This window comes from Cellulomonas sp. Root137 (assembly GCF_001426725.1).
GTDB lineage: Bacteria > Actinomycetota > Actinomycetes > Actinomycetales > Cellulomonadaceae > Cellulomonas.
Genome location: NZ_LMFG01000001.1, coordinates 2004551 through 2019374, shown reverse-complemented (window position 1 = coordinate 2019374; position 14824 = coordinate 2004551). Strand labels below are relative to the sequence as shown.

Sequence of the window (14824 nt, the reverse complement as noted above, 5' to 3'; positions counted from 1 at the left end):
GGCGCCCCGGCTCCCGACGCTCAGCTCTGGCCCAGGAACTCCTCGCGCCCGTCGGCCAGCTGCAGGTCGATCGCGGCACGCAGCGCGGGCCACGCCCCCAGCTCCGGATCGGCCTCGACCAGCGTCCGGGCGTCGTCGCGCGCCCGGTCGATCACCGCACCGTCGCTCACGATCCGCAGTAACCGCAGCGTGCCCCGGCGCCCGGACTGCGCCGACCCGAGGACGTCGCCCTCCTTGCGCAGCTCAAGGTCCACGCGCGCGAGCTCGAACCCGTCGGTCGTCGCCGCCAGCGCGCCCAGGCGCTGCGCGGCGACGCTGCCCTCGGGGGCGTCGGCGACGAGGAGGCAGAGGCCCGGCGCGCTCCCCCGACCCACGCGGCCGCGCAGCTGGTGCAGCTGCGACAGCCCGAACACGTGGGCGTCGAGGATCACCATCACCGTGGCGGCCGGCACGTCGACGCCGACCTCGATCACGGTGGTGGACACCAGCACCGGCGTGCGGCCGGACGAGAAGTCGGCGATCGCCCGGTCCTTCTCGTCGCTCGTCATGCGCCCGTGCAGGAGACCGACCTCGACACCGCCCAGCCGCGCGTCGTTCCGCAGGGTCTCGACGACCTCGAGCACGGCCCGCAGCGGCCGCTTCGGGGCACGTCCTTCGGCCGCCTGGGCCTCGCGGACGGTCGTCGGCTCGTCGAGGATCAGGTCGGCGCCGTCGGTCTCCCGCGGCCCGGCGGCGGCGCCGTCGTCGTCCCCGTCGATCCGCGCGCACACGACGAAGGCGCGTCCGCCCCGCTCCACCTCCTCGCGCACCCGGCTCCACGTCCGGTCCATCCACGCCCGGTTGTCCGCGGGCACGACGTGCGTGGTCACCCCGCTGCGGCCCGCCGGGACGTGCCGCAGCTCCGAGATCTCCAGCTCGCCGAACACCGTCATGGCCACCGTGCGCGGGATCGGCGTGGCCGTGGTCACCAGCAGGTGCGGGGCGTTCGCGGCCTTGGCCTGCAGCCGGCCCCGCTGCTCGACGCCGAACTTGTGCTGCTCGTCGATCACCACGAGCCCCAGGTCGGCGAACTGCACGGGGTCCGACAGCAGGGCGTGGGTGCCGACGACGATCCCCGCCTGCCCGCTCGCCGCCTCGAGCAGGTTGCTGCGCCGCTCGGCGGCGTTCTGGGCACCCGTCAGCAGGGCCACGCGCGTGCCGATCTCCGAGCCGCCCAGCAGCCCGCCCTCCGCCAGGTCGCCCAGCAGGGCGCGCAGCGTGCGGACGTGCTGCGCCGCGAGGACCGACGTCGGGGCGAGCAGCGCGGCCTGACCGCCCGCGTCGACGACCTGGAGCATCGCGCGCAGCGCCACGACCGTCTTGCCCGAGCCGACCTCGCCCTGCAGCAGCCGCTGCATCGGGTGCGGGCGCGCAAGGTCCTCGGCGATCTGCTCGCCGGCCGCGACCTGCCCCTCGGTGAGGGTGAACGGCAGCCGGGCGTCGAAGGCGTCCAGCAGCCCGCCGGAGCGCGCGGGGCGTGCCGTCGACTCCTCGCGCTGGGCGTGTGCGCGCCGCCGGGCCAGCTCGGCCTGCAGCACGAAGGCCTCCTCGTAGCGCAGTCGTGCCTGCCCCTTGCGCCACTCCTCCTCGGTCTGCGGGACGTGGACCGCGCGCAGGGCGCTCCACCGCGACGCGAGGTGCCGCTCGGTGCGCACCTGGTCCGGCACCGGGTCCGGGACGTCCGCCTCCGTGAGCCCGTCGAGCTCCTTGCGTACCGCGGCACGGATCTTGTCCGACTCCAGCCCCGCGGTCGCCGGGTAGATCGGGATCGGCCACTCGGCCTCCTCGAGGGCGACCGCCTCGTCGACCTCGTGCCCGAAGATCGCGTACGTGGGGTTCGCCAGCTGGAGCCGGCCGTTGAACACGTTGATCTGGCCGGAGAACAGCCCGAGCGACCCGGGCACGAGGCGCTTCAGGTGGAACTCCGCCATGGAGCGGTGGGGCATGAAGATCACCAGGTCGAGCGTGCGGGTGCCGTCGGTGACCTTGGCCTCGACGCGGGGCTTGCCCGTCCTCTGCGCGAGCTTGATCTCGGCGCCGCGCACCCGGGCGACCAGCGACACGTTGTGCCCGACCGCGAGGCTCGCGATGTCGGTCACCTCACGCGAGTCCGCGTAGCGCCAGGGGTAGTGGGAGAGCAGGTCGCCGACCGTCTCGATGCCGAGCGCGGCGTACTTCTTCTGCTCGGCGGGCTTGCCCTCCACCCGCCGGTGGAGCACGTCCACGTCGGTGTGGACGCTGTCCGGGTAGGTGAGCCCGTCGCGGCCGGCCACAGTCAGTCCAGCCCCAGCACGAGCGCGGGACCGTGCCCCGTCGGTCCGACCACGGTCGCCTCGACGCCCGGGTGGTGCGCAGCGAGGTGGTCGACGAGGCCGTCCACCAGACCGTCGCCCGGCGCCTCCTGCAGCAGGACGGTCAGGCTCTCCGCCGGCACCGGTCGCGGGGCGCGCACGAGGGCGTCGACGGCGTCGCTCACGTCGCGCGCGGAGGCGACCTCGACCGCGTGCACGTCCAGGCGTGCCAGCGCGGCCCGGGCCGCGGCGCAGCCCTGCGCGGTCGGACCCGCACCCGCGAGCGCCAGCGAGCCGACCACCGCGCGGACCTCGTCCGTCGCGTCGAGAGCCTGGATCACGACCTCGGGCGCAGCGAGAGCGGCGACCTCCTCCGGATCGACGCCCGTCCCCGGCAGGAGCGCCACGTGCGTGGCTCCGGTGTCGGTGACCGCGCGCGCGAGGTGCTGCGCCCGGACGGGCGCCTCGGGGCACCGGACGAGGACGACCGCGCCCGACGTCGCGTACCAGGCGGCGAGGCCGGGTGCGGCCGTGCACGCCACGACACCCCAGCGCTCGAGCCCGTCCGCCCGGCCGGTCAGGGCCGATCCGCCCGCGTGCGCGCCCGCGAGGAGCCGGACGAGGACCTGCTCGCGACGCCCGAGCGCGGCACCCGCGATCGCCGCGGCCGGATCGTCGGTGTGCACGTGGACGTGCCACCACCCGTCTCCGCCGACGACCGCCACGGAGTCCCCGACGGACCCCATCCGCCTGCGCAGCTCGGCCCCGGTGTCGATCACGGGGTGCTCGTCGCTCACCAGGAGCATGACCTCGAACGCGCCACCCGTCGGCTCGACGGAGGCGTGGTGCGCGGCCGTGGTCGGCAGCCAGTCGAGCGGGACCTGCACGGGCCGCTCGTCGGACACCGCCCGGGCGAGCGCGTCGAGGACGACGATCAGCGCGCAGGCACCGGCGTCCAGCACCCGCGCCGCCCGCAGCACGGGGTGCACCGCGCTGATCCGCCCGAGCGCGCGCAGGGCCTCCGCCACCGCCTCGGCCAGCATCGTCGGGAGGTCGGCTCCGGCGTCGGCGGCCGTGGCAGCCGCGCTCGACACGACGTCGGCCAGGGTGAGGACCGTGCCCTCCTGCGGCTCGACGGTCGCCTCGCGGGCGGCCCGTCCGGCCACGCCCAGGCAGCGGGCGACCTCAGGAGCACCTGCGTGCGCGGACAGGGCGCGCGCGAACCCCGTGAGGTACTGGCTCACGATGACGCCGGAGTTCCCTCGCGCCGAGAGCAGGGCGCCCCGGCCGAACGCGCGAGCCACGTCCTGCGCCGACGCGCCGACCGGGACGAGCCCGACCGCGTCTGCGCCCCCCGCGACGGTCAGCAGCACGTTCGTGCCGGTGTCGGAGTCCGCCACCGGGAACACGTTCACGGCGTCGATCCGGTCCCGTGCGGCGTCCAGCGCGGAGCGTGCCGCGTGCGCCCACTCGCGCACCGCCGCTGCCTCGAGCTGGTCCACCGCACCTCCGTCGTCCTGGATCGCCGCACCACGTCGGCAGGCCCCCACCTGTCTCGACGGGGCACCACCCTGCCTCATCACACCCACATTTGGGCCGACGTGCCCGATGGGCTAGTCTTGACCGGTTGCCCGGCCTTGCTGGGCGCTGGTGGTGCCCGATGGCGGCCCCCGCATCCACTTCCGGAAACGGTACGGAGACGGTGTCGCTCGTGCGCCCCGACCCATGACTTCGCCGCACACGCGGCACATGATCCGCAAAGAGCAACAGGAGAAGACCGTGGCTGCCAACTGCGACGTCTGCGCCAAGGGCCCGAGCTTCGGGCACAGCATCTCGCACTCGCACGTGCGCACGAAGCGGCGCTGGAACCCGAACATCCAGCGCGTGCGTGCCGTCGTCGCGGGGACGCCCAAGCGTCTCAACGTGTGCACGTCGTGCCTCAAGGCCGGCAAGGTGCAGCGCGCCATCTGACGTCACCAGACGTTCTCGAAGGCCCATGAGGTTGTCACCTCATGGGCCTTCGCCATGCCCGACACGTGTGGCAAGGTGACCTCCATGGTCGAGCAGCTGGACGAGGTGACGATCCGGGTCGCCACCGAGGGGGACGCCGCAGACATCGCTCGGGTGCACGTGCGGTCGTGGCAGGAGGCGTACGCGGGCATCGTGCCCGACGCGTACCTCGCCTCCCTGGACGCGGACGCCCGCATCGCGCAGTGGCGGAAGTACCTGCGAGAGGGCCCGCGGGAGGAGATCCGCACGTGGGTCGCGCTCTCGGGCGAGCGCATCGTCGGCTTCGTCACCGTCGGCCCCAGCCGCGACGAGGACGCGCGGCGCGGTGACCAGGAGATCTTCTCCATCTACCTCGACCCGGGCACCTGGGGCCACGGCGTCGCCCGCGACCTGATGCGCACCGTGATCGCGGAGGTCGGCAGCGCGACGACGATCACGCTCTGGGTCCTGGCCGACAACGAGCGTGCCCGGCACTTCTACCGCCGGCACGGCTTCCAGGCGGACGGCATCGACCGCTACGACGACATCGGCGGCGAGAGCCTCCTCGAGGTCCGCTACCGCCGGGGCTGACCGGCCGCTCAGCCGGCGAAGTGGTCCCACCCGGACCGTGCGGGCGCCGCGACGCCGTCGACGGTGACGAGCCCCTCCCCCGACGCGACCACCCGGCCGACCACCCGGAACGGCTCCGGCAGCACCGCGCCGGCGGGGAACGTGGCCAGCAGGCCGTGGTCCTCACCGCCGTCGAGCACCCAGCGCGCGGCCGGCACCCCGACGGCGTCGGCGACCGCCCGCAGCCGCTCCAGGTCGCCCGCGAACGCCGCGGTGTCCAGCTCGATCCCGACGCCGCTCGCCCGCGCGAGACGCCCCGCGTCCCGCAGCATCCCGTCGGAGACGTCGAGCATCGCCGTCGCTCCCGCGACCGCGGCGGCAGGGCCGGCACCCAGGGGCGCGACGGGTCGCAGGTGCGCCCCGACGAGCTCGAGGTCCAGCTCGCCCCGACCCGCGTGCAGCAGGGCCAGACCGGCCGCGGACCAGCCGGCCACCCCGGCGTGCGCCACCACGTCGCCCGGTCGGGCGCCCGAGCGCAGGACGGGTGCGCGGCCGCCGAGGTCGCCGTGCGCGGTGACAGCGACGACGACGACGGGTCCGCCGGACAGGTCGCCACCGACGACGCCCACGCCGAGCGGTGCGCACTCGGCGGCGAGCCCCCGGGCAAGACCCTCGACCCACGACACCGGCAGGTCGCCCGGGATCACCAGCGCGACCACGAGGCTGGTGGGCCGCGCGCCCATCGCGGCCACGTCCGCCAGGTTCTGCACCGCCGCACGCCGGCCGACGTCCTCGCCCGACGACCACGCCCGGCGGAAGTGCCGGTCCTCGACGAGCACGTCGGTGGTGACCACGAACCGGCCGTCCGGTGCGGCCACCACGGCGGCGTCGTCCCCCGGGGCCAGCTCGGTGTCGGTGCCGACGGGCAGCAGGGGGAAGATGCGGGCCAGGAGCCCGTCCTCGGACAGCTCCGACACGAGGGGTCCGTCGGGGGGTGCGGGGGTGTCGCCGGTCACCCGGACACGGTAGAGGGTCGGCGCCGTGCACGGGTTACGGTGGGCCGGTGCCCCGGATCCGCCGACGACTGCTCCTGATCGCCCCGGTGGCCGCCCTCGCCGCACTGTCGGGCTGCGCGAGCGTGGTGCCCGCGGAGGTGGCCCCCGACGCGACCGACCCCGTGTGCGCGAGCGTCGTGCTGGCGATGCCCGACTCGCTCGGTGACGGGCTGCCGCAGCGCGACACCAACGCCCAGGCGACCACGGCGTGGGGCGACACCGCGGCGCCGGTCGTCCTGCGGTGCGGCGTCGAGCCCCTGGGCCCGACCACGGAGCGCTGCCAGACCGTGGAGACGCCCGGCGGCCCGAGCATCGACTGGGTCATCGTCGAGGACGGCGACGGCGGCTGGACGTTCACCACCTACGGCCGCGAGCCCGCGGTCGAGCTGCACGTGCCGGCCGAGGTCGCCGACGAACGCTCGACCGCGTTCGTCGACCAGCTGGGTCCCGCCGTCGCCCTGACGGAGGCCGTCCGCTCCTGCGTGTAGCCGGTCAGCGCCCGTACTGCGCCGCGACCGGGCAGTCGAACGCCGCACGGTCCGCGAGCCCGACGCGGTTGAGGTACTCGACGATGATCCGGTAGGACCGGAAGAACCCGACCTCCGTGTACTTCACGCCGAGCTGCTCGCAGTAGTCGCGGACCACGGGCTGCACGTGCTTGAGGTTGGGGCGCGGCATGCTCGGGAACAGGTGGTGCTCGACCTGGTAGTTCAGGCCGCCCATCACGAAGTCGACCGCGACCCCGCCCTTGATGTTGCGCGAGGTGATCACCTGCCGACGCAGGAAGTCGACCTTCATGCCGGCGGGGATGATCGGCATGCCCTTGTGGTTGGGCGCGAACGAGCCGCCGAGCAGCACGCCGAACAGCGCCATCTGGACGCCGATGAACGCGGCGGCCTTGCCGGGCGGGAGCACCCAGAACAGCACGCCCACGTACAGCGCGAGCCGGGTGATGACGATCGGCGCCTCGACCCAGCGGTGCGGCACCGTCCCCTTGGCCAGCAGCAGCCGGACGCTCGACACGTGCAGGCTCAGGCCCTCGAGCATGAGCAGCGGGAAGAAGAACCAGCCCTGGTTGCGGCCGAACCAGGCCCGGAAGCCGGAGTGCTCGGCCAGCGCGTCCGCGGTCCACACGACGACGCCCGGCGCGATGTCCGGGTCCGTGCCCTGCTGGTTGGGCGAGGCGTGGTGCCGGTTGTGCTTGTTGCGCCACCACGTGTGGCTCAGACCGGCGAAGCCGCCGGCGAGGATGCGGGAGGTCCAGTCGTTCCACGCACCCGACTTGAAGATCTGCCGGTGCGCGCTGTCGTGGCCGAGGAAGGCGATCTGCGTCAGGACGACCGCCATAGCCGCGGCGACCGCGAGCTGCCACCAGGAGTTGCCGACGAGCACGACGGCCACCCAGATGCCGGCGAACGCCAGGACGGCCGCGATCAGGCGCGTCCAGTAGTAGCCGTAGCGGCGCTTCAGCAGGCCGGACTCGCGCACGTAGGCCGCCAGTGCGGTGTAGTCCTGCGCGTTGGCTGCCGCGCGCGGCGGTGCGGCCGGCGGCGGGGACACGGCGGCGCTCATGCGGGGCTGCCGGGAACGGAGGACGTGGCGGCGTGGAGGGCACCCATGACGGTCACTACCGATCTGCGGAGAGCCGTCACTGCGTGTCGGCCTGGCGTCGCACCCGCGGTCGGGAGTGCGGTGGGGCGCCGGCGAGGCGTCCCGACGGTGATGGGGACGGCTGGCGGCCACGACCACGGTGTCGCCGACCGATCCACCACGAATGGGCGAAGCGTAACCCGCGCGGCTGTGGTCGGCCTCACAGGCTCAACGCAGTCCGGTGGGTCGCGCGAGCGCGAGGCGGAGGAGCTCGTCGACGAGCTCGGCGTAGCCCACGCCGGAGGCCTCCCACATGCGCGGGTACATCGAGAACGGCGTGAACCCGGGCATCGTGTTGATCTCGTTGACGACGACGTCCCCGTCGGGCGTGACGAACACGTCCACCCGCGCGAGCCCCTCGCAGCCCACGGCCTCGAACGTCCGCACCGCGACGTCCCGGACCGCCTCGACGATCCCCTGCGGCAGGTCGGCGGGGCAGGCGAGCGTGACACCGGCCTCGTCGAGGTACTTGGCCTCGAAGTCGTAGAAGTCGTGCCTCGGGTCGGTGACGACGATCTCGCCCGGCAGCGACGCCCGAGCCCGCTCGCCGTCGTGACCGCCCAGGACCCCGCACTCGATCTCGCGGCCGACGATCGCCGCCTCGACGATGACCTTGGGGTCGTGCTCCTGCGCCGCCGCGATGGCGGCGGGCAGGTCCGCCAGGTCCGTGACGCGGGAGATGCCCAGGCTCGAGCCGGCGCGAGCGGGCTTGACGAACAGCGGGAGGCCGAGCTCGGCGATGCGAGCCGTCACGCCCTCGGGGTCGCGGTCCAGCTCACCGGGGAGCACCACGCGGAACGGGCCGACAGGCAGCCCGTGACCGGCGAGCACCAGCTTCATCATGTGCTTGTCCATGCCGACCGCGGACGCGAGCACGCCGGCGCCGACGTACCGGACGTCGGCCAGCTCGAGCATGCCCTGCAGGGTGCCGTCCTCGCCGAAGGGACCGTGCAGGAGCGGGAACACGACGTCGACCTCGCCGAGCACGCGCGGCAGCCGGCCGGCCTCGAGCACCTGCACGTCGCGGTCGTCGACGGCCTGCGGGAGCAGCACGTGCGCGGCGGTGTCCTCGACCTGCGGCAGGCGTCCGTCGACGATCGCCCAGCGGTCGGGGTCGTCGTCCGCCAGCACCCAGCGCCCGGCGGGGGTGATCCCGACGGCGAGGACGTCGTAGCGGTCGCGGTCGATGGCGTGCAGCACGCCGCCGGCGGTCGCGCAGCTGATCGCGTGCTCGCCGGAGCGCCCGCCGAACAGGACCATCACGCGTGGGCGGCGGCCCGCCCCGGGGGTCGGCGCAGGGGTGTCGTCGTGGCCCGAGGGCTGGGAGGTGGCGTCCATCGCGCCCGACCCTACCTGCCGGACCGACCTGGACCGGGCTCCTTCCGCGTGCGCGGCCGCATCCGTGGGACAACCCACGGAACAGTCGACGGGTACCCTGCGGCGGTGACCTCGTCGAGCCACCCGCACGCTGCCGACGCCCTCTCCCCCGCGACACTCGTCGTCGCGGCCGGCCGGCCGGAGCGCCTCCAGGGCGCGCCCGTGAACCCTCCCGTGATCCTCTCGTCCACCTTCGTCTCGCAGGGTGTGCCCGGCGCCGGCGAGCCGCTGTACGGCCGCATGGACGCTGCCACGTGGCACCCGTTCGAGGAGACGCTCGGCACGCTGGAGGGCTCCACCCACCCCGCGCTGGTCTTCGGGTCGGGCATGGCCGCGATCGCCGCCGCGCTGTCCCTCGTCCCCCCGGGCGGCCGGCTCGTCCTGCCGCGGCACGCCTACCAGGTGACGCTCGGCTACGCGCAGGACCTGCGCGAGCGGCTCGGGATCGACGTGACCCTGGTCGACATCGCCGACACCGACGCCGTGGTGGCCGCCCTGAGCGAGCCCCGGACCGCGTCGATGCTCTGGGTCGAGACGCCGACCAACCCCATGCTCGAGGTCGCGGACCTGCCGGCGCTGGTCGAGGCCGCGCACGCGGTCGGCGCGCTCGTCGGCGTCGACAACACCTTCGCCACGCCCCTGGTCCAGCGGCCGTTCGAGCACGGCGCCGACGTCGTCGTGCACTCCGTCACCAAGTACCTCGCCGGGCACACCGACGTGGTGCTGGGTGCCGCGCTGGCGGACGACGACGGGCTGCACGCCCGGCTGCACGCGTACCGGACGCTGCACGGCTCGATCGCGGGTCCGTTCGAGGTGTGGCTCGCGCTGCGTGGCGTGCGCACCCTCGCGCTGCGCGTCGAACGCGCCCAGGAGAATGCCGCCGAGCTGGCCCGCCGCCTGAGCGAGCACCCGGCCGTCGCGGAGGTCCGGCACCCGAGCCTGCCCGCCGACCCCGGCCACGAGCGCGCTGCGCGGCTGATGGACGGCTTCGGGGCGATCATCGGCCTGCGTCCGCACGGCGGACCCGGCGCGGCGGACGCGGTCGTGGCGGCGCTGCGGCTCTGGGTGCCCGCGACGAGCCTCGGCGGCGTCGAGTCGACGCTGGAGCGCCGTCGCCGGTTCGCCACCGAGTCGGCCACCGTGCCCGAGGACCTGCTGCGGATGTCGGTCGGCGTCGAGGACGTCGAGGACCTCTGGCGGGACCTGGCGCAGGCGCTGGACTCGCTCTAGGCCCCTTCGGCCTTGTGCGGCCGCGCGAGCAGGAGCGCGGCCAGCTGGTCGACGGGGAGCCCCTCGTGCAGCACCCGCACCACGGCGGACGTGATCGGCATCTCCACCCCCAGCGTCGTCGCGAGCTCGAGGACCGAGCGGCTCGACTTCACGCCCTCCGCGGTGCCGCCGGTGGCCGAGATCGCCTCCTCGAGCGTCATGCCGCGCCCGATGTGGCCGCCGAGGGTGTGGTTGCGCGAGTCGGGCGAGGCGCAGGTGGCCATGAGGTCGCCGAGGCCGGCCAGGCCGGGGAAGGTGTCCGCGTCGGCGCCGAGGGCGAGCCCGAGCCGGGTGATCTCGACGAGTCCGCGCGTGATGACCGTCGCCATGGTGTTGTAGCCGAGGCCCCGCCCCTGCGAGATCCCCACGGCGAGCGCGATGACGTTCTTGACGGCCCCGCACAGCTCCACGCCGACGACGTCGTCGTTGGTGTACGGGCGGAAGTAGGCCGAGGCGCACGCGCGCGCGACCAGCTGCGCGGTCGCCTCGCTGGTCGAGGCCACGACCGTCGCGGTCGGCTGGCGGTGGGCGATCTCGAGCGCCAGGTTGGGCCCGGAGACGACCGCGATGCGGTCCGCCGGGATCCCGAGCGACTCGGCGACGACCTCGCTCATGCGGCGGTCGGTCGAGAGCTCGACGCCCTTCATCAGCGAGACCGCCACGGCGTGCCCGGCCACGGCGTCGGCCAGCGGCGTGAGCGTCGCGCGCGCGCTCTGCGACGGGATCGCGACCGCGACGACGTCGGCGCCCGCGAGGACCGCTCGCGCGTCGTGCGAGGCCGTGACGCGCGCAGGGAGCTCGACGCCGGGCAGGTAGGCCTCGTTGCGGTGCTCGTCGGCGATCTGCCGGCACACCTTCTCGTCGCGGCCCCAGACGGTCACCTCGCACCCGGCGTCGGCCATGACGGCCGCGAAGGTGGTTCCCCACGCTCCCGCGCCCAGCACCGCAGCGCGCAGGCGCGGGGAACCGGGCACGTCGGGACGGTCCTGCGCCACCTGGTCCGCCGTCACGGCAGCTCGGGGTGGGTCGCGTGGTCGCCGCCGACCCTCTTCTCGCCCTGGGCCGCGGGCTTGCGCATGTCGTAGCGGATCGCCGGGGGCTCCTCGTCACGGATGTCCGCGAGCAGCGCGGTGATCGCGGCCATCACGCGCTCGGTCGCCTCGCGCAAGGTCGCGGTGTCGTGCGGGCGTCCGTAGAGGTCGGAGAGGTCGACCGGCGGGCCGGCGACCACCGTGACCAGCTTGCGCGGGAACGGCTTGAGCAGCTTCTTGTAGCGGCCGAGCAGCAGCTGGGGCCCCCACTGGGCGACGGGGATGACCGGCGCCTCGGTGCTCAGGGCCAGTCGCGCGATGCCCGTCTTGCCGACCATGGGCCACAGGTCCGGGTCCCGGGTGAGCGTGCCCTCGGGGAAGACCGCGACGACGTCACCCTCGCCGATCGCGGTGATGGCCGCCGTGAGGGACTCCCCCGCCGACGAGGAGTTGCGGTAGACCGGGATCTGCCCCGTCGCGCGCAGGATCCCCGCGAGCACCGGGATCTTGAACAGGGGCGCCTTGGCCAGGATCTTGGGCGCGACGCCGTTGTCCCACAGGAAGTGCGCGAACGTCAGCGGGTCGATGTTCGTCATGTGGTTCGAGGCGACGATGAAGCCGCGCTCGCGCGGGAAGTTCTCGGTCCCACGCCAGTCGTGACGCGTCATCGCGCGCAGCAGAGGACGCACCACATGGGCGACGTAGCGGTAGGCGCGGTTGGATCTGGCCGGCGGTTGCACGGGAGCCGATGCTACCTGTCAGTCGCGGCTGAACTCGGCGCCGAGCGCCTCGAGCTTCTCGGTGAACCGCTCGTACCCACGGTCGATCAGGCTGATCCCGCGCACCGACGAGGTGCCCTTGGCCGCCAGCGCGGCGATCAGGTGGCTGAACCCTCCGCGCAGGTCCGGCACCTCGATGTCCGCCGCGGACAGCGGCGTCGGGCCGGAGATCACCGCGGAGTGGAAGAAGTTCCGCTGCCCGAACCGGCACGGCCGCCCGCCCAGGCACTCCTTGTAGACCTGGATCGTCGCGCCCATGCCGACGAGGGCGTCCGTGAACCCGAAGCGGTTCTCGTAGACGGTCTCGTGCACGATCGACAGGCCCTTGGCCTGCGTGAGCGCGACGACGAGCGGCTGCTGCCAGTCCGTCATGAACCCGGGGTGCACGTCGGTCTCGAGCGTGATCGAGCGCAGGTCCCCACCGGGGTGGAAGAAGCGGATCCCGTCGTCGTCGATCGCGAACTCGCCGCCGACCTTGCGGAACGTGTTGAGGAACGTGGTCATCTCGGGCTGGGTGGCGCCGCGGACGACGATGTCCCCGCCGGTGGCCAGCGCAGCCGACGCCCAGGACGCCGCCTCGATGCGGTCCGACAGGGCGGTGTGCCGGAAGCCGATCAGGCGGTCGACGCCCTCGATCCGGATCACGCGGTCCGTGTCGACGGAGATGATCGCGCCCATCTTCTGGAGCACGTTGATCAGATCCATGATCTCGGGCTCGATCGCGGCGTTCGAGAGCTCGGTGATGCCCTCGGCGCGCACGGCCGTGAGCAGCAGCTGCTCGGTGGCGCCCACGCTCGGGTACGGCAACGCGATCTTGGTGCCCTGGAGGCGCCGCGGCGCGCGGATGTGGATGCCGTTGTCGGTCTTGTCCACGACCGCGCCGAACTGCCGCAGGATGTCGAGGTGGTAGTTGATCGGCCGGTCGCCGATCCGGCAGCCGCCCAGGTCCGGGATGAACGCCTCGCCCAGCCGGTGCAGCAGCGGCCCGCAGAACAGGATCGGGATGCGGCTCGACCCCGCGTGGGTGTCGATGTCCGCGACGTGCGCCGACTCGACGTCGGTGGGGTCGAGGTGCAGGACGCCCGCCTCGGCGTCGGCGTCGACCTTCACCCCGTGCAGCTCGAGCAGGCCGGTGACCACGGCCACGTCGCGGATCTGCGGGACGTTGCGCAGGACGCTGGGCGTCTCACCCAGCAGCGCCGCGACCATCGCCTTCGAGACGAAGTTCTTGGCACCGCGGACGGTGATCTCCCCCGAGAGCGGGGTGCCACCGTTGACGTACAGCAGATCGTTCATCGAACCATCGTCTCCCAGCTGCGGGGGTGCTCCCGACCGCGCCCGCACCGGCACGCCGGGGCGGGCGCGAAACCTTCACATCGACGTGCCGGGCGTTACTTCTTCTTGCCCTTGCCCTTGCTCTTGCTGGAGGACTTCTTCGCGTCGGCCTTCTTCTGCGCCTTCTTGGCGTCGGCGCGCTTCTTCGCGTCGGCCTTCTTCGCGGCGTCCGCCCGCTTCTTGACGTCGGCCTTCTTCGCCTTCGCCTTGGCCTTCGCTGCCGCCGCGGCCTTGCCCGTCGCGCCACCCGGCGACTTCGCCTTGACGGACGACGTGGCCGCGGGAACCGGAGTCTCGACCGGCGTCGGCTCGGACGCGGTCAGCCCCTGCAACGAGCCGAGGTCGGGGACGGCGCCGAGCGGCTCGCCGGACCCGCCGGCGACCCGTGCACGCAGCGTGGCGCCGGGGTGGAACCGCGCGACCGTGGTCGCCGACACCTCGAGCGCCTCCCCCGTGCGCGGATTGCGCGCCGTGCGGGCGGCGCGACCGGCTGCCTCGAACGTGCCGAACCCGGTGAGCGTCACGCGCTCCCCCGCGGCGAGCGCCGAGGTGATCTCGCCCAGCACGGCGTCGACGGCGGCTGCGGCGGCGGACCTGGAGGCACCGCGCGCGGCGATCCGGTCGGCGATCTGCGACTTCCCTGTCATCGGTCGTCCCTTCTCGGTCGGCGCGCACCGCGCCGGGCACCCGGCCCCACGCTAGTCACTGCAGAGCACCGGCGGCTCGCCGAGTGGGCGAACCGCCGGTGCTCACGTCAGGGACGGCGGCCGATCTCGACCGGCACGCCGGCCGGCCGAGCGGCGACGATCTCGACCGACGGCAGGTGCTTGGCCGGGAGGGTGGCGGGCCGCCACGACTCGCGACGGGCCTCGAACTCCGAGATCTCGTCGGCGTGCTCGAGCGTCAGCCCGATGTCGTCGAGACCCTCCATGAGCCGCCAGCGCGTGTAGTCGTCCACCTGGAAGGGCACCACGACGTCGTCGCACGTGATCGTCTTCGACGCGAGGTCCACGGTCACCTCGGTGCCCGGACGCGTCTCGAGGATCTTCCAGATCAGCTCGATGTCCTCCTGCGCCGCCTGGGCCGCGAGCAGCCCCTGCTTGCCGGAGTTGCCACGGAAGATGTCCGCGAAGCGGTTCGAGATGACGACCTTGAAGCCGTAGTCCTTGAGCGCCCACACGGCGTGCTCACGCGACGAGCCCGTGCCGAAGTCCGGGCCCGCGACGAGTACGGAGCCCGACGAGTACGCCTCCTGGTTGAGCACGAACGCCGGGTCGCCCCGCCAGGCGGCGAACAGCGCGTCCTCGAACCCGGTCCGCGTCACGCGCTTGAGGTAGACGGCCGGGATGATCTGGTCGGTGTCCACGTTGCTGCGCCGCAGCGGGACGCCGACGCCGGTGTGCTGGTTGAACTTCTCCATGACTGTCTCTCGCTTCCTG

Annotated in this window: 14 protein-coding genes; 4 read left to right on the top strand and 10 right to left on the bottom strand. The window is 73.7% G+C overall.

The features are described 5' to 3' along the window. Positions 1-20: 20 nt before the first annotated feature. Both ASD18_RS09610 and ASD18_RS09605 read right to left on the bottom strand, forming a co-directional pair. Positions 21-2312: an ATP-dependent DNA helicase RecG gene (locus ASD18_RS09610; protein ID WP_369817264.1), complete on the bottom strand. Its 2292-nt coding sequence runs from the start codon at positions 2310-2312 to the stop codon at positions 21-23. Between the two features lie 2 nt (positions 2313-2314). After that, on the bottom strand, positions 2315-3832 hold the full coding sequence (locus tag ASD18_RS09605) for a DAK2 domain-containing protein (protein ID WP_056089862.1): 1518 nt from the start codon (positions 3830-3832) through the stop codon (positions 2315-2317). Between the two features lie 277 nt (positions 3833-4109). On the opposite strand from ASD18_RS09605, the gene rpmB reads away from it, so the two are divergent. Continuing rightward, entirely contained in the window at positions 4110-4301 is a 192-nt protein-coding gene (gene rpmB, locus ASD18_RS09600; RefSeq protein ID WP_028050248.1) for a 50S ribosomal protein L28, read from the top strand. 84 nt (positions 4302-4385) lie between these two features. After that, positions 4386-4910, top strand: a complete 525-nt coding sequence (locus ASD18_RS09595) for a GNAT family N-acetyltransferase (protein WP_056089859.1) — start codon at positions 4386-4388, stop codon at positions 4908-4910. 8 nt (positions 4911-4918) lie between these two features. On the opposite strand, the gene ASD18_RS09590 is transcribed toward ASD18_RS09595, so the two are convergent. Further along, complete coding sequence (locus tag ASD18_RS09590) at positions 4919-5905, bottom strand: thiamine-phosphate kinase (protein ID WP_056089857.1); 987 nt, start codon at positions 5903-5905, stop codon at positions 4919-4921. Between the two features lie 47 nt (positions 5906-5952). Between ASD18_RS09590 and ASD18_RS09585 the strand changes: the two genes are divergently transcribed. Further along, positions 5953-6432, top strand: coding sequence for a DUF3515 family protein (locus tag ASD18_RS09585; protein WP_369817263.1), 480 nt, complete (start codon positions 5953-5955; stop codon positions 6430-6432). A gap of 4 nt (positions 6433-6436) precedes the next feature. Here ASD18_RS09585 and ASD18_RS09580 read toward each other — a convergent pair whose 3' ends face one another. Both ASD18_RS09580 and ASD18_RS09575 read right to left on the bottom strand, forming a co-directional pair. Beyond that, complete coding sequence (locus ASD18_RS09580; protein ID WP_082573719.1) at positions 6437-7516, bottom strand: acyl-CoA desaturase; 1080 nt, start codon at positions 7514-7516, stop codon at positions 6437-6439. 246 nt (positions 7517-7762) lie between these two features. After that, on the bottom strand, positions 7763-8932 hold the full coding sequence (locus tag ASD18_RS09575) for a D-alanine--D-alanine ligase family protein (RefSeq protein WP_056089854.1): 1170 nt from the start codon (positions 8930-8932) through the stop codon (positions 7763-7765). A gap of 105 nt (positions 8933-9037) precedes the next feature. Here ASD18_RS09575 and ASD18_RS09570 point away from each other — a divergent pair, with 105 nt between their 5' ends. After that, positions 9038-10201, top strand: a complete 1164-nt coding sequence (locus ASD18_RS09570) for a PLP-dependent aspartate aminotransferase family protein (protein WP_056089851.1) — start codon at positions 9038-9040, stop codon at positions 10199-10201. Here the strand turns inward: ASD18_RS09570 and ASD18_RS09565 are convergent. From ASD18_RS09565 to leuD, 5 genes are all read right to left on the bottom strand, one after another. Next, positions 10198-11250 (bottom strand): NAD(P)H-dependent glycerol-3-phosphate dehydrogenase, encoded by a 1053-nt coding sequence (locus ASD18_RS09565; RefSeq protein WP_082573717.1) that lies wholly within the window; start codon positions 11248-11250, stop codon positions 10198-10200. The two genes, ASD18_RS09570 and ASD18_RS09565, sit on opposite strands and share 4 nt — an antisense overlap. Beyond that, positions 11247-12011 (bottom strand): 1-acyl-sn-glycerol-3-phosphate acyltransferase, encoded by a 765-nt coding sequence (locus ASD18_RS09560; protein WP_056089848.1) that lies wholly within the window; start codon positions 12009-12011, stop codon positions 11247-11249. The genes ASD18_RS09565 and ASD18_RS09560 overlap by 4 nt, the downstream gene beginning before the upstream one ends. A gap of 18 nt (positions 12012-12029) precedes the next feature. Next, positions 12030-13346: a UDP-N-acetylglucosamine 1-carboxyvinyltransferase gene (murA, locus tag ASD18_RS09555; RefSeq protein WP_056089845.1), complete on the bottom strand. Its 1317-nt coding sequence runs from the start codon at positions 13344-13346 to the stop codon at positions 12030-12032. Between the two features lie 95 nt (positions 13347-13441). Beyond that, on the bottom strand, positions 13442-14032 hold the full coding sequence (locus ASD18_RS09550; protein WP_056089842.1) for an HU family DNA-binding protein: 591 nt from the start codon (positions 14030-14032) through the stop codon (positions 13442-13444). A 107-nt stretch (positions 14033-14139) separates the two neighbouring features. Then, a complete protein-coding gene (gene leuD, locus ASD18_RS09545) occupies positions 14140-14805 on the bottom strand; it encodes a 3-isopropylmalate dehydratase small subunit (protein WP_056089839.1) in 666 nt (221 codons plus the stop codon). Positions 14806-14824: the final 19 nt, after the last annotated feature.